The following is a 17,032-nucleotide window of genomic DNA, read 5'->3' as shown; positions in this document are numbered from 1 at the left end:
GCTCCGGTTTTTTCAATGGCTTAGCACCGGGCACGACCTGCGAGAATGCGGAAGATGCGCATGACAAAGTCATCATCATTGATTATATTCACCAATGATGGAAAAGATCGACAAACGCGACCGCGCAGCCCTGTTCCGCACCCGACTGGCCGAGGCCATGTCCGCGCGTCAGATGACGCAGGCCGCGCTGGCGCGTGCGACCGGGGCGGACCGTTCCACCATTTCGCAACTTCTGGCCGATGGGGTGCGACTGCCCAATGCCCAGCTTGCCGCCGATTGCGCGCAGGCGCTGGGGATCAGCGCCGACTGGCTTCTGGGGCTGACCGAGCGGCCCGAGCCGCTGGCCGACCTGCTGGCCACGCAACTGACCATGCGCGAGGCGCCGCGCGCCCTATTCGACGAGGCGATCTTCGGCTGGCACCGCGAGGCGGCGGGCTACAAGATCCGGCATGTCCCGGCGACGCTGCCCGACATGCTGAAGACCCGCGCGCTGGTGGAATGGGAATATCGCCCGCAACTGGGCCGCACCGCCGAACAGGCGATCGGCGCCTTCGAAGACCAGCTGGCATGGCTGCGCACGGCGCAATCGGACTACGAAATCGCCCTGCCCCTGCACGAGATGGAGGCCTTTGCCACCGGCACCGGCTATTACTCTGGGCTGCCCGTTGATGTGCGGCTGGGCCAGATCGAGCGGTTCGAGGCGCTGGCGGATCAGCTTTACCCTTCTCTGCGGCTGTATCTGTTCGATGCGCGGCGGGTGTTTTCGGCCCCGGTGACGGTGTTCGGCCCGCTGCTGGCCGTGGTCTATCTGGGTCGCCACTACATCGCCTTCCGCGACCGTGCACGGGTCGAGACGATCAGCGCGCATTTCGACTGGCTGGTGCGCGAGGCGATGCTGGGCGCCCGCGATTTCGCCGCGCATATGCGCGATCTGCGGGCACGGGTTCAGAACATCTGAAGCCCGGCCAGGCGATAACCGTTCCAGTCGAGGATCTCGCGCGCGGCCTTCAGCCGGTCTGGCGAGGTCACGCCACCGCGTTCCAGCACGAAGCCCATGCGCCCCGAAGGCGTGCCGATGACCAGCGTGCGGCTGTCGGCATCGGCCCAGAGCACCCACCAAGGCTCGGCCAGCGCACCTACGGCACCTTCGAGTTGCAGGCGGCCGGGCGCGACCAGCCGGGCCTGCCCGCGATAGCGCGCGCGCTGCCCGTCAAGGCACAGGTCCGCTTCCACCGGCAGCGCCTGACCGACAGGCACACCGAAGCTGACTGCGCCGCCTTTGCAGCCTTCGGGATTGTCCCCGAAGGTGCCGACCTGCTGCCAGCGCCCCGCAAGGCTTGCCGCATCCAGCACCGCGCTGGAATAGATCGGCGTCGCGGGGTTGCGGAAAGAGTGCGCAGGCTCGGGCGCGCGAACACAGGCGGTCAGCACCAAAAGCGCGACAAGGATCAGTCGAGACACAAGGTGACCTCTCGCCCATCTGCCTGAAGGATGGGATTACAGCCGAAAAGCGGCGTAACCGGCGCACAACTGCGCGACCGGGCAAGGCAGAAGCCTTCGCAATCGCTTTCCCGGCTGCATTGTTTGCCGGCGTCACGGGTGCGGCGCACGCAGGTCCTGGCCTGCGCCAGCCCTGCGGCAGACCAGGTGCCGCCCGCCTTTTCGCAACTGATCTGACCGGGCGTCTTGATTTCGGGTTCCTGCCTGGGCGCCGCAGGCTTGTCAGCCGCCTTGACCGGCGAGGCAGGGTTTGGCTCTGCTACGGGTTTTTCGGCAGTCTCAGGCGCAGTCAGCGGCTTCGCCTCGCCCGCAGACGGGGCAAGTGTCGAGGTCGTCACCGCCCCGCCCGTAATGGTGCCCGGTGTGGCCGTCACACCGGCCACAGACGGTGGCGCGGTCTTGCTCCCCCCCAGCCCCGCAGGCAACTGGCAGGCCGCCAGCAGGCCAATCGTCAACAGCGCAGCAATCCGGCGCATACCTTCCCCCACCTATCCCGCCCCAATAGGCCCGAAGCGCGCCCGAGGCGCAAGCGGTTCAGTAAGGCGCGGGGTAAAGACGGTGCAGTGCGTCGATGTCGGCCAGCACCTCGTCCGACAGCATCAGGTCTGCGGCGCCGATATTGCTTTCAAGCTGCGCAAGTGTCGTGGCACCGATGATCGGAATGCAGGCAAAGGGCCGCTGACGGGTGAAGGCGATCGCCATCTGGCAGGGGTCCAGCCCATGATCGCGCGCCAGACCCAGATAGGCAGAGACGGCCGGGAATACCTGCGCAGTGACCCGTCCGCCAAGATCGGGGGTGCGTTCGCGTCGGGTGCCTTCGGGCACCACATCGCCCGCATATTTGCCCGAAAGCAGGCCCGTCGCCAGCGGCGAATAGGCCAGCAGCGGCATATCCTCCAGCACTGAAAGCTCGGCCCAGTCGGTATCGAACTGGCGGCAGAGCAGCGAATATTCGTTCTGCACGCTGACCATGCGCGGCAGGTTTTCCACCCCGGCCAGACGCAGCCATTCGGCCGCGCCCCAGACGCTTTCGTTCGACAAGCCCAGCGCGCGGATCTTGCCCTCGGCCACCAGATCGCCGGCGGCGCGCAGCACCTCGGCCATGTTGTCGCGGATCGCGGCCGGATCGTCGAAGCGCGGCGCATAGCGCCACATCTGGCGGAAGTGATAACTGCCGCGATTGGGCCAGTGCAGTTGGTAAAGGTCGATGTAATCGGTCTGCAAACGCCGCAAAGAGCCTTCGACCGCCGTGCGCAGCGTGGCGGCGCTGATCGGCTGATCGGCGCGCACCGTCTTGCCCTTGCCGGTGATCTTGGTGGCCAGAACCACCCGGTCACGCCCGCCGCGCACAGCGAACCAGTTGCCAATGATCGTCTCGGTCCCGCCGACGGTTTCAGCGCTGACCGGGTTGGTCGGATACATTTCGGCGGTGTCCCAGAAGGTCACGCCGCGCTCTGTCGCCATATCCATCTGGGCAAAAGCCTCGGCCTCGGTGTTCTGGGTGCCCCAGGTCATCGTGCCGAGGCAGAGTTCCGAAACCATGAGCCCGCTGCGGCCCAGTGCAACCTGTTTCATCACGTTTCTCCTTGTCGGGCATCAGCTTAGAGCGGATCGCAGCAGTGGCAAGACCTGCGCCACCTCACGCGCTGTTACAAACTGTGATCATTTCGCCCTGTCATCCGCGCGCAATCCGGGCCAACCTGCCCGCCAAGCCCTGCCGGAATGACGAGCCGATGCGCCTGCTGATCTCTTTTGCCGCCCTGTTCCTCGCTGTCGTGCTGCTGCAACTCGGTTCGGGCGGGGTCGCGCCGCTGGATGCGATTTCGGGCGCGAGCCTCGGCTTTTCCACCGAACAGCTTGGCCTGCTGGGCTCAGCCCATTTCTTCGGCTTCTTCATTGGCTGCTGGTGGGCGCCACGGCTTATGGGGTCTGTCGGACATTCGCGCGCCTTCGCGGCCTTCACGGCGGCGGGGACCATCGGCATTCTGGCGCATATGCTCATCGTTGATCCGCTGGCCTGGTCGGTGATGCGGATGGCTTCGGGCCTTTGTGTTGCAGGCTGTTACACGATCATCGAGGCATGGTTGCAGGACAAGGTGACGAACGCGACCCGCGCCCGCGCCATGGGGGTTTACCGGGTTGTGGACATCGCGGGCAGCCTTGGCGCGCAGCTTATGATCGGCGTGCTGGAGCCTGCCTCCTACGTTTCCTACAACCTGCTGGCGCTGCTGTGCTGCTGTGCCATCTTCCCGCTGACCCTGACCCGCAGCGAGGCGCCCCCCACCCCGCTGGCCCCCCGTCTGCGCCCCGGTCTTGCATGGCGCAAATCGCCATTGGCCAGCATGGGGGTGGTGGTATCGGGCGTGACAGGCGCGGCCTTCCGCATGGTCGGCCCGGTCTACGGGCTGGAGGTCGGTCTGGGTGCCGATCTGATCGCGCTGTTTCTGGCGGCCTATGTGCTGGGCGGGGCAGTGGCGCAAATTCCGGTCGGCTGGCTGGCTGACCGCTATGACCGCCGGTCGGTGCTGATCTGGATTTCGGTTGCGGGTATCTTCGCCTGTGGCGCCACCATCGCGCTGGCGGCCTCCGGCATTTCCGGTGTCTTTGCTGCCGCCGCGCTGTTCGGCTTTGCCACATTACCCGTCTATTCGATCTCTACCGCGCACGCCCATGACTACGCCGAGCCGCAGGAACGGGTGGAGCTTTCCGCCGCGCTGATGTTCCTTTACGCGGTGGGCGCCATCGCCAGCCCCTATGTCGCCTCGCTGGTGATTGAACATTTCGGGCCGGAAGCGATGTTCGTGATGATCGGGATTGCCCATGCCGGGCTGATCGTCTTCGGCTTCGCCCGGATGCGGGTGCGCCCGTCGAAGACCCGCACCGCCTATACCTATGAACCGCGCACCTCGTTCCTGATCGGGCGTCTTCTGAAACGCGACCGCACGGGAGAGTGATCGGCCATTTGCGCCGGATCAACGCTCTCGCCTGACGCCTGTGCCATACTGCCCGCGCAATCAGTGACAGGAGGCAGAAATGCAGATTTCCTTTAGCGGCAAGACGGCCCTTGTAACCGGCGCGGGCTCCGGCATTGGCGAGGCCATCGCGCTGGAACTGGGTCGCGCCGGGGCGCGGGTCATTGTGGCCGACCTGCACCCCGACACCGCCGCCGCCGTGGCCGACCGGATCGTCGCGGCGGGCGGGCAGGCCCTGCCCGGCGCGGGCGATGTCTCGGACCCGGCTGTGGTCGAACGGCTGGTGGCCGAGGCAGTGGTGGCCGGTGGCCGGCTGGACCTGCTTGTGAACAACGCGGGAATCAGTGGGCCGATGGCGCCTTTGGGCGAGTATCCGCTGGAGGGCTGGCGGCAGGTCATGGGCGTGAACCTTGACGCCGTGTTCTACGGGTTGCGCTTCGCCATCCCCGAGATGCTGAAATCCGGCGGCGGCGCCATCGTCAACATGGCCTCGATTCTCGGCTCGGTCGGCTTTGCCAATGCGGGCGCCTATGTGGCGGCGAAACACGCGCTGCTTGGGCTGACCCGCACCGCCGCGCTGGAATATGCCGCCAAGGGCATCCGGGTGAATGCCGTCGGCCCTGCCTTCATTGACACGCCCCTGCTGGCCAACCTGCCCGAGGGCGCGAAAGAGGCGCTGGTGGCTGCGCATCCGGTCGGGCGGCTGGGACAACCGGCCGAGGTTGCGGCGCTGACGCTGTTCCTCTTGTCGGATCAGGCGAAATTCATCAACGGATCGTATCACCTGATCGACGGCGGATACTGCGCGCAATAGGCCGAAAGCCCTTTTCCCGCCTCGTCTGCGGCGCTAAACAGCGGCGGAACGGAAAGGCCTGTGGCGCTTGGCGGCGCCGCAATGGAAAGGCCCGCGGCACAGGATGCTGCCGCAATGGAAAAGGGGACGCGGCATGGCTCGGATTCTCATCACTTCGGCTATTCCCTATATCAACGGGATCAAGCATCTGGGCAATCTGGTGGGCAGCCAACTGCCCGCCGACCTGTTCGCCCGCTACATGCGCGCGCGCGGCAACGAGGTCATGTTCATCTGCGCGACCGACGAACATGGCACCCCGGCCGAACTGGCCGCCGCCAAGGCCGGCAAGCCGGTCGCCGATTACTGCGCCGAGATGCACGAGGTTCAGGCCGATCTGGCACGTGGCTTCCGGCTGTCCTTCGATCATTTCGGCCGCTCCTCCAGCCAACGGAACCACAAGCTGACCCAGCATTTCGCGGGGCAACTGGCCGATCACGGGCTGATCCGCGAAGTATCGGAAAAGATGATCTTTTCCATCGACGACAACCGCTTCCTGCCCGACCGCTATATCGAGGGCACCTGCCCGAATTGCGGCTATGACAGCGCGCGGGGCGACCAGTGCGACAACTGCACCAAGCAGCTTGACCCGACCGACCTGATCAACCCGCATTCCACGATTTCCGGCTCCACCAATCTTGAGGTGCGGGAAACCAAGCACCTTTACCTGATGCAGCGCGCCCTGCGCGACAAGCTGGAAGCCTGGATCGACAGCAAGACCGACTGGCCGGTGCTGACCACCTCCATCGCGAAGAAATGGCTGAACGATGGTGACGGCTTGCAGGATCGTGGCATCACGCGCGACCTGCACTGGGGTATCCCGGTGATGAAGGGCGATCAGCCCTGGCCGGGGATGGAAGGCAAGGTCTTCTACGTCTGGTTCGATGCCCCCATCGAATATATCGCCGGCACCGCCGAATGGGCCGATGCCAATGGCAAGGCCGACGCCGACTGGGAACGCTGGTGGCGCACCGACAAGGGCGCCGACGACGTGACCTATTATCAGTTCATGGGCAAGGACAACGTGCCCTTCCACACCCTGTCTTTCCCGGCCACCATTCTGGGGTCGGGCGAGCCATGGAAGCTGGTCGATTACCTCAAGTCCTTCAATTACCTGAATTATGATGGCGGCCAGTTCTCCACCTCGCGCGGGCGCGGGGTGTTCATGGATCAGGCGCTGTCGATCCTGCCTTCGGATTACTGGCGCTGGTGGCTGCTCAGCCACGCGCCCGAAAGCGCCGACAGCGAATTCACATGGGAGAATTTCCAGGCTTCCGTGAACAAGGATCTGGCCGACGTTCTGGGCAATTTCGTCAGCCGCGTCACCAAATTCGCCAAGTCGAAACTGGGCGAGGCGGTGCCGGAAGGCGGCGACTTCGGCCCCGAGGAAACCGCGCTGATCGCCGATCTGGGCGCGCGCATCCGCGATTACGAGGCCCATATGAACGCGATCGAGGTCCGCAAGGCGGCGGCCGAATTGCGGGCGATCTGGGTGATCGGCAATGAATACCTGCAAGCCGCCGCCCCGTGGAGCGCGATCAAGACCGATCCGGCACGGGCCGAGGCGATGATCCGCCTCAGCCTGAACCTGATCCGGGTCTATGCGATCCTGTCGCAACCCTTCATCCCCGATGCGGCACAAGCGATGATGGATGCCATGGGCTCGGACGACTGGACTTGGCCCGCCGACATCGGCGCTGCCCTGCGCGCCCTGCCTGCGGGCCACGCCTTCACCGTGCCGGAAAACCTGTTCCGCAAGATCACCGACGAGGAACGCGCCGACTGGCAACAGCGTTTCGCGGGCACCCGCTAATCGCGGAGACCCAGCGCGGCTGGGTCACAGCCTGCCGCGCGGATGCGCTCCACCAGTTTCGGCAGGAAGGGGCGGCGCGCGTCGATATTGCGGCGGCGCAGGAACCACAGCAGGAATTGCGCAAAGGGCCAGCGCGTCACCAGCGCCGCGTCCAGTGCGGCGGGCCAGTCCTCGGGGCGGGTCACCGTGACCGCGCAGTGATGCAGGTCGCTTTGCCCGAAGAACACCGCAGGCACGCCATGCAGCATCCCCTCCAGCCCGACGGAGGAGGAAATGGAGACCGAAACCGCCGCCCCCGCCAGAATGTCGTGCAGATTGGCCTCGGTGATCTGCACGCCCGGAACGCCGGTCAGGCGGCGCAGGATCGCCTCGGTCTCCGGCCCGCTGTTGCGGGGATGCGGCTTCACCACCAGCATTCGCCCGTCCCGATGCGCCAGCACCGCCTCGACCATTTCCGCCGCCGTCATGTGGCGCGCGCGTTCCACCGGGTCGGACAGGTCTTGCAGGAACAGCGCGATATGCCCGCCGGGGAAGGCCACCTGCGCCTCGGGCTGGATGTGGCGCGACCGGCGTGGCGTCACATATTGCGCGCGCAGATCGGCCAGAAATTCCGCCGCGCGATCCTCGGGCACGGTATCTGGGCGGAACCGCGCCCGCATCGTGCTGCTTTCAAAGAAGATCCCCTCGGGGTCGGCATAGAAGAAACGGTCCAGATATGCGGTGCCCAGCGTCAGCGCCTGCCCCCGCCCCACCGCCGCCGCATGGACCAGATCCAGATGCCCGCCTTCGGGGCCAGCGCGCAGGCGGTCGATGTCGCGGTGACAAAGCTCCACCCGCACGCCAAGGCCCGACAGCCCTTCCAGCGCGCGGCGATAGAACTGCGGCATCCGTGCCGCCCCGTTGTCGAGCATATGGGCAGGCAGGTGCAGGCGGATGCGGGCGTCGGTCATGGTCCTTTTCTAGCGCGACGGTCCCGCCCCGCAAAGCGGCAAAGGCTTGACATTCGCGCCGCCCTGCCCCATCTGCGCCTTGTCCGACACCCGGCCGCGTGAGCCTGAACGGGGTGCGGCCATGGTTCCCACAAGTCACGCAGGGGCACCGCGGTTTCGACGGTGAACGGGGGTTCCCCCGGCACGAGGCGACCCGCCACCCCTCGCGGATGCCCGTTGCGGCATCCCAAAGACTATTGGAACGACATATGACGACTTTCGCTGATCTCGGCCTTTCGCCGAAACTCCTCAAGGCGCTGGAAGGCACCAGCTTCACCACGCCCACGCCGATTCAGGCGCAGGCCATTCCGCAGGTGATGAAGGGGCGCGACCTGATGGGTCTGGCGCAGACCGGCACCGGCAAGACCGCCGCTTTCGGCCTGCCGCTGCTGCACCGCCTGCTGGACATCACCCACCCGCCGGGGCCGCGCAATGTGCGCGCCCTGATCCTTGCCCCTACGCGCGAGCTGGTGCAGCAGATCTATGACCACATCTTTGCCTTCACCAAGGGGACGCCGGTCAAGTTGACCATGGTGGTGGGCGGCGCCTCGATCAACAAGCAGTCGGAACGGCTGGCCAAGGGCACCGATGTGCTGATCGCCACCCCCGGCCGGCTGATCGACCTCTTGGAGCGCGGCGATGTGCGGCTGGACAGCTGCGGCTATCTGGTGCTGGACGAGGCCGATCACATGCTGGACATGGGCTTCATCCATTCGCTGCGCCAGATCGCCAAATTCCTGCCGCTGCGCCGCCAGACCCTGCTGTTCAGCGCCACCATGCCGAAGGACATCGAGGAAATCGCCGATACCTATCTGCGCGATCCGGTCCGCGTGCAGGTCTCGCCCCCCGGCAAACCGGCGGAAAAGATCGTGCAGGGCGTGCATTTCACCCCGCAGGGTGACAAGGCAAAGCTCCTGGAAAGCTATCTGCAAAAGCATCCGGGCGAGGCAGCCATCGTCTTTGCCCGCACCAAGCACGGCGCCGACAAGCTGGCGAAGCTGCTGGTGACCTGGGGCTTCAATGCGGTAGCGATCCACGGCAACCGCAGCCAGAACCAGCGCGAGCGCGCGCTGGCCGATTTCCGCGAGGGCACGATGGATGTGCTGGTTGCCACCGATGTGGCGGCGCGCGGCATCGACATTCCGACGGTGCGCCACGTCTATAACTACGACATGCCGAACGTGCCGGAAAACTACGTCCACCGCATCGGCCGCACCGCGCGCGCCGGGGCTGGCGGCAGTTCCGTCAGCTTCTGCGCTCCGGCCGAGATGGATGAGCTGAAGCAGGTCGAGACGCTGCTGAAGAAAACCGTGCCCGTGATCGGCGGCGCTCCCTGGGCGATGGATGCGGTGAAAGAGGCCAATGCGCTGAAGGTCGCGCGGGCGCAGCAGAACCAGCAGCGCCGCGGCGGCAGCGGGCGTCCGCAGGGGCAGAAACCGCAGGGTCAAAAGCCGCAGGGCGCGAAACCGCAAGGCGGCAAACCGGCGGGCAAGCCCGGTGGTGCCCGCCCTCAGGGCCAGAAGCCCGCGCGCAAGGCGGCAGGCGGCTCTGCCCCGCCCCGGCGCCCCGCTCGCGGCTGATAAAAGGAAAAGGCCGGGCGTTCTGCCCGGCCTTTTACTTTGTGCCAAGGGTTCAATGCCCGGCTTCTTCCTCAAGGTTCAGCTTCATCTCCAGCAAGACCTGCTGGATCGCCAGCGTTTCCCGCAGCAGGCGCTTCGCCTCGTTCACCGAGATGCGGCCATCGGCGATGGCATTGTTGTATTCCGCCATCAGCATCCCGAACCTTTGCGCCAGCGCCACCACATCGGAATTGATGCCTGCCGACTGCGCGTTACGGCGTTCGGCATCATAGCTGAAGGTGATACCGCGCAGTTCCGCCAGAGCAGAGGTCACATGCGGATAGCGGGCCGCCGCCTCAAGCTGCGCCACCACGTCGATCGGCATGAAACGGTCGCTGTGCTCATCCTGTTCGGAATAGTAGCGCCCGATGGTCGCCTTCGATTTTCCGGTCAGGTCACAGGCTGCCTCGATACCCACGTCCTTCACAAGCGCCTCGGTATGCTTTTTCAGATAGGAGTCGATCGACATGAAACCCGAAATCCTTCCACATCCCCCATTTGGGGGAAATCACCATTTCTTTTCCCATTAATCGGACGGCAGGGCTTTGTCATTCATAATCCAGTTCCGGCAAGCCCGGAACGTTAGTGAGTGAGCTTCCGGCGTCCCCAGCGTCGGAGCGGGTGGGGGTCCGCCGTGCCATTGCCCCACGGGGAAACCGGCCGGGAAACCTGGTGGTTGCGCGGCGGGCCCGTCAGTAACGAGTGTCGGCGCGTCCTCCCTCGTGGACGTGACGTAACGAGTGTGGCGGCCTGCCGCCCCCTGCCCTTGTTCCGTCCGGGTGTGGCGCTGGCTGCGTCAAATCCACCTCCCGGCGTGCCCCCGCCCGCCCCTCCTCAGGGGGAGCCTTGTTTAACCAGTGCCGGCGCTTCTGGCGCCCGATGCGATTTTGGACGAGTGAATGCTTGTATCCGTGCCGAAGCCCCGCTTGTGACAAGCGGGGCTTTTCGCTATCGGGCGGCATGGCAAAGCTCTACTTCCACTATTCCACCATGAATGCGGGCAAATCGACCGCGTTGCTGCAAGCCTCGCACAACTACCGCGAAGGCGGGATGCAGACCTATCTGCTGACCGCGCGGCTGGATGACCGGGCCGGAACCGGCCGCATCGCCAGCCGCATCGGCATCGGTGAGGTTGCCGACATGTTCGGCCCCGAGGACGACATGTTCGTGCGGATCGCGGCGCGGCTGCAACATGGCCCGGTGGCCTGCGTTTTCATCGACGAGGCGCAGTTCCTGACCAAGGCGCAGGTCTGGCAACTCGCCCGCGCGGTCGATGATCTGGGTGTGCCTGTGATGTGCTACGGGCTGCGCGTGGATTTTCAGGGCAACCTGTTCCCCGGATCGGCCGCACTTCTGGCCTGGGCCGATGAAATGCGCGAGGTGCGCACCATCTGCCATTGTGGCAAGAAGGCAACCATGGTGGTGCGCCGTGCCCCCGATGGCAGCGCCCTGCGCGACGGGGATCAGGTGCAGATCGGCGGCAACGAGACTTATCAGAGCCTGTGCCGCCGCCACTGGCGCGAGGCGATGGGCGACAGCAGCGGCTAGCGCCGCGCCCGCAAGGCAATCATGATCCCCGCCGCCGCGATCAGCGCCATGCCGGTCAGCGCCAGCAGGCTTTGCGTTTCGCCCCAGATCAGCCAGCTCCACCCGGCCGAGGCGGGCAGGATGACATATTCAAAGACCGACACCCGGCTGGCCTCTGCCAGTTGGTAAGCCTTGATCATCATGCCAACACCCAGAAGCGAGCCGGCCGCCTGCACGAAGGTCCAGAACAGAAAGCTCTGGCTGGGCCAGACCGGCCCGCGCAGCACAAATCCTGCGGTGCCTTCGGGCACTTCGACGGGGATCAGCGTCAGCGCCGCCATGCCGATCAGGCCAAGGACCCCCAGCGCGGCGAAGAATCCCCCCAGCAGCGTCTCGGCGCTTTCACCGGCGCACCATTCCCGCGTGGCGATATTGCCCAGCGCGTAAAGCGCCCCTGCCAGCACCGGCAGAAAAGCCGCGACAGAAGCACCCCGCATGGCCTCGGGGCCCAGCACCATGACGACCCCGGCAAAACCCACCGCCACGGCCAGCACCCGCACCGGCCCGATGGGATGGCCATAGATGAAGCGCGAGATCAGCAACACGAAGATCGGCGCCGTGAACAGCCCCGCAGCCACCTGTGCCACCGGCAGGAAAGCCAGCGCGCCGAAATAGATCACCATGCCGCTGCCATGGATGGCCGAGCGCGCCACCACCGCCCGAAGGTTCTTCGGTCGCAGTCGCAGGCGCAGCGGCACCATCAGCAACAGCAGGATCGCCCAGGCCATGAACGAGCGTGTGGCATGGAACTGCCACAACCCGCCCTCTGCCGCGATCAGGCGCACGAAATTGTCGGTGAAGCCGATCAGCGTGGCATAGACCAGCACCATTCCGGCCGCGGCCAGCGTGCGGTCGGGCGTGCGGTCGGTTGCCGCAGCCATGTTAGCGGTGGTCATCGCGCAATTCCTTTCTTCCCCTCTTTTCAATGCCCTGAACCCGCCGCAAACTGCGCGCCGGAAAACGACATGTTCCGCCAGTTCGGGAGGAGAGCGCGCTATGGGTTGGCTGGTTGACGAGACCGGACTGGAAAAGAATGCCGCGAACCATGTGGCGCTGACGCCGCTGTCGCATCTGAAGCGCGCCGCCGACGTGCATGCCGGACGCACCGCTCTGGTCTGGAAATCGACGCGGCGCAGCTATGCCGAATATCTCGACCGCGCGACGCGGCTCGCCTCGGCGCTGGCGCGGCGCGGGGTCGCGCCGGGCGATGTGGTGGCGACGCTGCTGCCGAATATCCCGCAGCAGGCCGAGGCGCATTTCGGCGTGCCGGCCTGCGGCGCGATCATCAACACGATCAACACCCGGCTGGATGCCGATACGGTGGGCTATATCTTCGGCCATGCCGGCGCGAAGATCGTGCTGGTCGATACCGCGCTGCTGCCGCTGGCCGAGGCCGCTATCAAGAAGATGGAGGGCCACGCCCCCCAGATCGTCGAGGTCTGCGACCGTGAGGCGGGCTTTACCCCCGGCGGGCATTACCTTGAATACGAGGAACTGCTGGCCGAAGGCGATCCAGAATTCCAATGGGTGTTGCCCGAGGATGAATGGGAAAGCCTCGCCATCAACTATACTTCCGGCACCACCGGGCGGCCGAAGGGCGTGGTCTATCACCATCGCGGCGCCTATCTCGCGACCATGGCCAATGTCATCGCCTGGCGGATGCAGCTTTTCCCCAAGGTGCTGACCATCGTGCCGCTGTTCCATTGCAATGCCTGGGTGCAGCCCTGGCTGGTGCCGATGATGGGCGGCACGCTGGTCTGCTGCCGCGACGTGACCGCGAAGGCGATCTATGACGCCATCGCCGATGAGGGCGTCACCCATTTCGGCGGCGCGCCCATCGTGCTGAACACCATCATCAATGCGAAGGACGAAGATCGCCGCCCCTTCGGCCATGTGGTCGAGGTCTTCACCGCCGGCGCGCCGCCCCCCGCCGCCACGCTCGCCGCGATCGAGCCCTTGGGCTTCAACGTGACGCAGGTCTATGGCCTGACCGAGACCTACGGCCCCGCTACCGAATGCCTCTGGCAGCCGGAATGGGAGGGCAAGACCGGAGAGGACCGCGCCGCCTTCAAGGCCCGCACCGGCGTCGCCATGGCCATGCTTGAGGCGGCCGAGGTGCACGACACCCATGGCGCCCCGGTTCCGCGCGATTCTGCCCATCTTGGGGAAATCGCCATGCGCGGCAATCTGGTGATGAAAGGCTATTACAAGAACCCGCAGGCCACGGCCGAGGCTTTCCGCGGCGGCTGGTTCCGCTCGGGTGACATCGCGCTTCAGCATCCCGACGGCTATATCAAGATCACCGACCGCGCGAAGGACATCATCATCTCAGGCGGCGAGAATGTCAGCTCGGTCGAGGTCGAGGGCGCGCTGATGCATCACCCGGCCGTCAGCCTCTGCGCCGTGGTGGCGAAACCGGATGAAAAATGGGGCGAGGTGCCCTGCGCCTTCGTCGAGCTGAAACCCGGCGCCGAGGTCACCGAGGAGGAGCTCATCAAGTTCTGTCGCGCCCGTCTGGCGGGCTTTGCCACGCCCAAGGCGGTGGTGTTCTGCGACTTGCCGAAAACCTCCACCGGCAAGATCCAGAAGTTCGAGTTGCGCGCCGTGGCCAAGCTGATGGCGCAGCAACAGGGCGTGACGGCGTGACCCCACGCCTCGAAGGTGCGGACGAGGCGGCGGCGATCAGCAGGTTGATTGCCGAAGCTTTCGCCACTGCCCCCCATGCCGATGGCAACGAGGCGGAAATCGTGGCGGCGCTGCGGACTTCGGGCGATCTGCTGCTGTCGCTGGTCTGCGAGGATGGCCATGGCCTGACCGGCCATATCGCCGCCTCGCCCGTCACCATCGGCGGCACGCCGGGTTGGGCCTGTATAGCGCCCGTATCCGTCGCGCCGCGCTGCCAGCAGCAGGGTATCGGTCAGGCATTGATGCGGGCTGCGTTGGCAGCTTTGCAGGCACAGGGACATGGTGGCGTCGTGATCCTTGGCGGTCCGGCCTATTACGGTCGCTTCGGCCTTGTGGCAGACCCTGCCCGTCGCCTCCCCGGCGTGCCGCCCGAATATCTGCTGTCACGGGCCTTCACCACCCCCGCCCCGACGGGCGACATCTGCTTTGCCCCTGCCTTCGGTCCGCTTTGAACCGAGGCGGTTGTGACCACGGGACAATCCCGATAAACTGCTCTGAAATGCGGCAAGAAGGCCATAAATGCGCACGACGGCGCTGAAGCAGTATCAGAAGCTCGAAAGTCCGGGGCTGTGGCGCGAGGCGCCAGAGATGCAGCGGCGCGAGGTGATCGTGGCTTTCGGTGAAGCCTCGCTGACGTTGTCCGATCCGCGCACCGAGGCCGCGCTGTCGCATTGGTCGCTTCCGGCGGTCGAACGGCTCAATCCGGGTGAAACGCCTGCCCTGTTCTCTCCAGGACGCGACGCGCTGGAAACGCTGGAACTGGATGATCCGACCATGATCGCCGCGCTGGAGAAGGTGCGGCATACCCTTGCCACCGCCCGCCCCCGGCCGGGACGATTGCGCGGCTCGCTGCTTCTGGTTGGAACGGCATTGGTTCTGCTGGCAGGTGCGGTTTTTGTGCCCGGCGCAATGATTGACCATACCGCCGCCATGGTGCCGCCGACGATGCGCAAATCCATCGGTCGCACCGCCCTGGCCGATCTGTCGCGCGTCACGGGGGCGCCCTGTTCCGATGTCTCGGGCCTGTCGGCGCTGGAAAAGTTGTCAGCGCGCCTGTTCGGGGAAAACCCGCCGCAGCTTGTTGTGCTGCGCGACGGCACGGCGCGGTCGCTGCATCTGCCGGGTCGCATCATCGCGCTGCACCGCTCGCTGATCGAGAACCAGAACGGCCCTGAGGTGGCCGCCGGATTCATCCTCGCCGAAGCCGAGCGCATCAGCGACACAGATCCGATGCTGCCCCTGCTGGACTATGCCGGGGTCCGCGCGACCTTCGGCCTGTTGACCACCGGCCGGCTGGCACCGGGCGCGATCGAAGGCTATGGCCGTCAGCTACTGACCGAAACGCCCGCGCCGGTAGATGAAGAACGGCTGCTGGCCCGCTTCGCCGAGGCAGGCGTCGCCTCTGCCCCCTATGCCCGCGCGCTGGATCCCAGCGGCGAAAGCGTGCTGCCGCTGATCGAGGCCGATCCCTTCGCAACAGAGGTGCCCGCCCCTTTGCTGAAGGATGGCGACTGGATCAGCCTTCAGGCGATCTGCGCCGAATAGCCCAGCCCCACCGCACCGCACCAAGAAAGACGCCCCCAACCGGCATACGGTGGGGGCGCAGGGTTATTCTGCCCGTTTTTTGCCTGCGGAGAATTACCGGATGAAAGCGTCGCCAAAGCCCGCGCGCCGTGCAGCCCCCAAGGCTGCCTGTGCCGAACCGGCATCGCCAAACGGCCCCGCCAGCACGATCTGAAGCGCTTTGCCGCCCTTGCTGATACGCGAAGTGCCGACCGGAAGGCCTGCGGCGCGCAGCCGGGCCTTCGCACCCTCGGCATTCGCGGGCACGCCAAAGGTGCCGACCTGCACAAACATGCGCCCGGCCGTCGCCTGCGTTGCAACCTTGGCCGGAGCCCGCGTGGCACCCATGGAGGAAACCTGAACCTTGCGCACAGGGGCCGCCTTGTTCTTGGTCGAAACCACGACCAGACGGCGGGTCTTGCCCGATGCCTGATCCGCCACAAGTTGCGCCGGAACGTCACGGGTCCAGATCTGGTCCTGTGCAGCCTGCCCCGAAACCGTGCCAACCCCGCGATGGGGATTCAGGCGGTCGTCTTTCCACGCGCTCTTGTAGCCTTTCGGAACCGGGAACTCCTCCGTCACATCGGCACGGCGCACGATCACCGTGGCGCGGTCGGAACTGCCGATGTCATTGACCGTCATCGCCCCGCGGCTCACCGTGGCGCCAGCGGATTCATAAAGGCCCGCACCAACGCGGCGGCCTTCCCCCTGTGCAACACGGGCATAGATCGGCGCATGCGCCCCATTCAGCGATCCATCGCCACGGGTGCACAGAACCGCCGTGCCGCCATTGGACAGCGCGTAAAGCTTCGGCACCGGGGCCGAGGCATAGCAGGCAATCTTGCGGCCACTGGGCACGGCCCCAAGGCTCTGGACCGCGACCGGCGCGGCGGCCGCACGGGCAACCGGCGCCTGCGCCACGAGGACCGAGGCAGGCGGCACCGGATGCGCCATGGCGACCGGCGCGGGCACACCGCGCAGCAGCGCCGGATCAACCGGCCGGGCCGAAGTGGCGCGGATGCGCGGCGGGGTGGTCACAGTGGCCACGGTCGCCATCGGTGCCCCGGTGGCACGCGGCGAAGGCGCCGCGACAGCCACACGCGGCGCAGCCTCCTGTTGCGGTGCCACCGGCACGGGCTTGCCCAGCGTGGCCATGGTCGGAGGGTAGCCGCACAGCGCCCTGCGATCCTTGCTGACGCGCGGCACCCAGTTGGTGACACCGTTCAGCCCGGCCCGCAGGAACACGCAGCCCCTGCTATCGACATACATCTGCCCCTTGAACCCCGGAGGCGGCAATTCACGCGGCCCGCCGATCTGCGACACTGTTTGCGCCTGGGCGACAGTTACACCAGACAACACTGAAAAAACCGCAGCGGCGACAAACCTGCGAAGCATGAAGACCCCCTCATAGAGTAGGCGAATCATGCAACAGGATTGTTCTCGGGTAAAGAGGT

The 17,032-nt window shown here is 65.9% G+C and carries 16 protein-coding genes; 9 read left to right on the top strand and 7 right to left on the bottom strand.

Annotated features, from left to right (window positions below):
- Nucleotides 1–94: 94 nt before the first annotated feature.
- Complete coding sequence (locus D2N39_RS11240) at nt 95–958, top strand: helix-turn-helix domain-containing protein (protein WP_119134870.1); 864 nt, start codon at nt 95–97, stop codon at nt 956–958.
- Here D2N39_RS11240 and D2N39_RS11235 read toward each other — a convergent pair.
- The 3 genes from D2N39_RS11235 to D2N39_RS11225 are packed head-to-tail and all read right to left on the bottom strand — an operon-like array spanning nt 946 to nt 3,075.
- Nucleotides 946–1,461, bottom strand: a complete 516-nt coding sequence (locus D2N39_RS11235; RefSeq protein WP_119134869.1) for a lipocalin family protein — start codon at nt 1,459–1,461, stop codon at nt 946–948. The genes D2N39_RS11240 and D2N39_RS11235 overlap by 13 nt on opposite strands.
- Nucleotides 1,449–1,976 carry a hypothetical protein gene (locus tag D2N39_RS11230; RefSeq protein WP_119134868.1) on the bottom strand — a complete coding sequence of 176 codons (528 nt, stop codon included), beginning with the start codon at nt 1,974–1,976 and terminating at the stop codon, nt 1,449–1,451. Before D2N39_RS11230 ends, D2N39_RS11235 begins: the two co-directional genes overlap by 13 nt.
- Nucleotides 1,977–2,034: 58 nt before the next feature.
- The gene (locus tag D2N39_RS11225; protein WP_119134867.1) at nt 2,035–3,075 is read right to left on the bottom strand and encodes an aldo/keto reductase; all 1,041 of its coding nucleotides are present in this window, start codon (nt 3,073–3,075) and stop codon (nt 2,035–2,037) included.
- Nucleotides 3,076–3,233: 158 nt separating this feature from the next.
- Here D2N39_RS11225 and D2N39_RS11220 point away from each other — a divergent pair, with 158 nt between their 5' ends.
- From D2N39_RS11220 to metG, 3 genes are all read left to right on the top strand, one after another.
- The gene (locus D2N39_RS11220; RefSeq protein ID WP_119134995.1) at nt 3,234–4,454 is read left to right on the top strand and encodes an MFS transporter; all 1,221 of its coding nucleotides are present in this window, start codon (nt 3,234–3,236) and stop codon (nt 4,452–4,454) included.
- Nucleotides 4,455–4,533: 79 nt separating this feature from the next.
- On the top strand, nt 4,534–5,286 hold the full coding sequence (locus D2N39_RS11215) for an SDR family NAD(P)-dependent oxidoreductase (protein ID WP_119134866.1): 753 nt from the start codon (nt 4,534–4,536) through the stop codon (nt 5,284–5,286).
- Between the two features lie 133 nt (nt 5,287–5,419).
- Nucleotides 5,420–7,135: a methionine--tRNA ligase gene (metG, locus tag D2N39_RS11210; protein WP_119134865.1), complete on the top strand. Its 1,716-nt coding sequence runs from the start codon at nt 5,420–5,422 to the stop codon at nt 7,133–7,135.
- Here metG and D2N39_RS11205 read toward each other — a convergent pair.
- Nucleotides 7,132–8,085 carry a hypothetical protein gene (locus tag D2N39_RS11205; RefSeq protein ID WP_119134864.1) on the bottom strand — a complete coding sequence of 318 codons (954 nt, stop codon included), beginning with the start codon at nt 8,083–8,085 and terminating at the stop codon, nt 7,132–7,134. The genes metG and D2N39_RS11205 overlap by 4 nt on opposite strands.
- Nucleotides 8,086–8,333: 248 nt before the next feature.
- Between D2N39_RS11205 and D2N39_RS11200 the strand changes: the two genes are divergently transcribed.
- Nucleotides 8,334–9,704 carry a DEAD/DEAH box helicase gene (locus D2N39_RS11200; protein ID WP_119134863.1) on the top strand — a complete coding sequence of 457 codons (1,371 nt, stop codon included), beginning with the start codon at nt 8,334–8,336 and terminating at the stop codon, nt 9,702–9,704.
- Nucleotides 9,705–9,756: 52 nt separating this feature from the next.
- Here the strand turns inward: D2N39_RS11200 and D2N39_RS11195 are convergent, their stop codons facing one another.
- Nucleotides 9,757–10,212, bottom strand: coding sequence for a hypothetical protein (locus D2N39_RS11195; RefSeq protein ID WP_119134862.1), 456 nt, complete (start codon nt 10,210–10,212; stop codon nt 9,757–9,759).
- 491 nt (nt 10,213–10,703) lie between these two features.
- Between D2N39_RS11195 and D2N39_RS11190 the strand changes: the two genes are divergently transcribed.
- A complete protein-coding gene (locus tag D2N39_RS11190) occupies nt 10,704–11,291 on the top strand; it encodes a thymidine kinase (RefSeq protein WP_119134861.1) in 588 nt (195 codons plus the stop codon).
- Here D2N39_RS11190 and D2N39_RS11185 read toward each other — a convergent pair.
- A complete protein-coding gene (locus tag D2N39_RS11185) occupies nt 11,288–12,226 on the bottom strand; it encodes a DMT family transporter (protein ID WP_233557119.1) in 939 nt (312 codons plus the stop codon). The genes D2N39_RS11190 and D2N39_RS11185 overlap by 4 nt on opposite strands.
- A 100-nt stretch (nt 12,227–12,326) precedes the next feature.
- Between D2N39_RS11185 and D2N39_RS11180 the strand changes: the two genes are divergently transcribed.
- The 3 genes from D2N39_RS11180 (at nt 12,327) to D2N39_RS11170 (ending at nt 15,560) form a co-directional block, all read left to right on the top strand.
- Nucleotides 12,327–13,976 carry an AMP-binding protein gene (locus D2N39_RS11180; protein WP_119134860.1) on the top strand — a complete coding sequence of 550 codons (1,650 nt, stop codon included), beginning with the start codon at nt 12,327–12,329 and terminating at the stop codon, nt 13,974–13,976.
- Complete coding sequence (locus D2N39_RS11175) at nt 13,973–14,467, top strand: GNAT family N-acetyltransferase (RefSeq protein ID WP_119134859.1); 495 nt, start codon at nt 13,973–13,975, stop codon at nt 14,465–14,467. Before D2N39_RS11180 ends, D2N39_RS11175 begins: the two co-directional genes overlap by 4 nt.
- A gap of 67 nt (nt 14,468–14,534) precedes the next feature.
- A complete protein-coding gene (locus D2N39_RS11170) occupies nt 14,535–15,560 on the top strand; it encodes a hypothetical protein (RefSeq protein ID WP_119134858.1) in 1,026 nt (341 codons plus the stop codon).
- A gap of 93 nt (nt 15,561–15,653) precedes the next feature.
- On the opposite strand, the gene D2N39_RS11165 is transcribed toward D2N39_RS11170, so the two are convergent.
- Nucleotides 15,654–16,973 carry an SPOR domain-containing protein gene (locus D2N39_RS11165; protein WP_158589807.1) on the bottom strand — a complete coding sequence of 440 codons (1,320 nt, stop codon included), beginning with the start codon at nt 16,971–16,973 and terminating at the stop codon, nt 15,654–15,656.
- Between the last annotated feature and the right edge of the window lie 59 nt (nt 16,974–17,032).

The organism is Gemmobacter lutimaris, assembly GCF_003570715.1.
GTDB lineage: Bacteria > Pseudomonadota > Alphaproteobacteria > Rhodobacterales > Rhodobacteraceae > Gemmobacter > Gemmobacter lutimaris.
This window is presented reverse-complemented; position numbering and strand designations above follow the sequence as displayed.

What these genes read in the sequence shown, in the direction of transcription:
- D2N39_RS11240 (WP_119134870.1), top strand. Translation starts at nt 95, where the DNA reads ATGATGGAAAAGATCGACAAACGCGACCGCGCAGCCCTGTTCCGCACC.
- D2N39_RS11230 (WP_119134868.1), bottom strand. Translation starts at nt 1,976, where the DNA reads ATGCGCCGGATTGCTGCGCTGTTGACGATTGGCCTGCTGGCGGCCTGC.
- D2N39_RS11225 (WP_119134867.1), bottom strand. Translation starts at nt 3,075, where the DNA reads ATGAAACAGGTTGCACTGGGCCGCAGCGGGCTCATGGTTTCGGAACTC.
- D2N39_RS11220 (WP_119134995.1), top strand. Translation starts at nt 3,234, where the DNA reads ATGCGCCTGCTGATCTCTTTTGCCGCCCTGTTCCTCGCTGTCGTGCTG.
- D2N39_RS11215 (WP_119134866.1), top strand. Translation starts at nt 4,534, where the DNA reads ATGCAGATTTCCTTTAGCGGCAAGACGGCCCTTGTAACCGGCGCGGGC.
- metG (WP_119134865.1), top strand. Translation starts at nt 5,420, where the DNA reads ATGGCTCGGATTCTCATCACTTCGGCTATTCCCTATATCAACGGGATC.
- D2N39_RS11205 (WP_119134864.1), bottom strand. Translation starts at nt 8,085, where the DNA reads ATGACCGACGCCCGCATCCGCCTGCACCTGCCTGCCCATATGCTCGAC.
- D2N39_RS11200 (WP_119134863.1), top strand. Translation starts at nt 8,334, where the DNA reads ATGACGACTTTCGCTGATCTCGGCCTTTCGCCGAAACTCCTCAAGGCG.
- D2N39_RS11195 (WP_119134862.1), bottom strand. Translation starts at nt 10,212, where the DNA reads ATGTCGATCGACTCCTATCTGAAAAAGCATACCGAGGCGCTTGTGAAG.
- D2N39_RS11190 (WP_119134861.1), top strand. Translation starts at nt 10,704, where the DNA reads ATGGCAAAGCTCTACTTCCACTATTCCACCATGAATGCGGGCAAATCG.
- D2N39_RS11185 (WP_233557119.1), bottom strand. Translation starts at nt 12,226, where the DNA reads ATGACCACCGCTAACATGGCTGCGGCAACCGACCGCACGCCCGACCGC.
- D2N39_RS11180 (WP_119134860.1), top strand. Translation starts at nt 12,327, where the DNA reads ATGGGTTGGCTGGTTGACGAGACCGGACTGGAAAAGAATGCCGCGAAC.
- D2N39_RS11170 (WP_119134858.1), top strand. Translation starts at nt 14,535, where the DNA reads ATGCGCACGACGGCGCTGAAGCAGTATCAGAAGCTCGAAAGTCCGGGG.
- D2N39_RS11165 (WP_158589807.1), bottom strand. Translation starts at nt 16,973, where the DNA reads ATGCTTCGCAGGTTTGTCGCCGCTGCGGTTTTTTCAGTGTTGTCTGGT.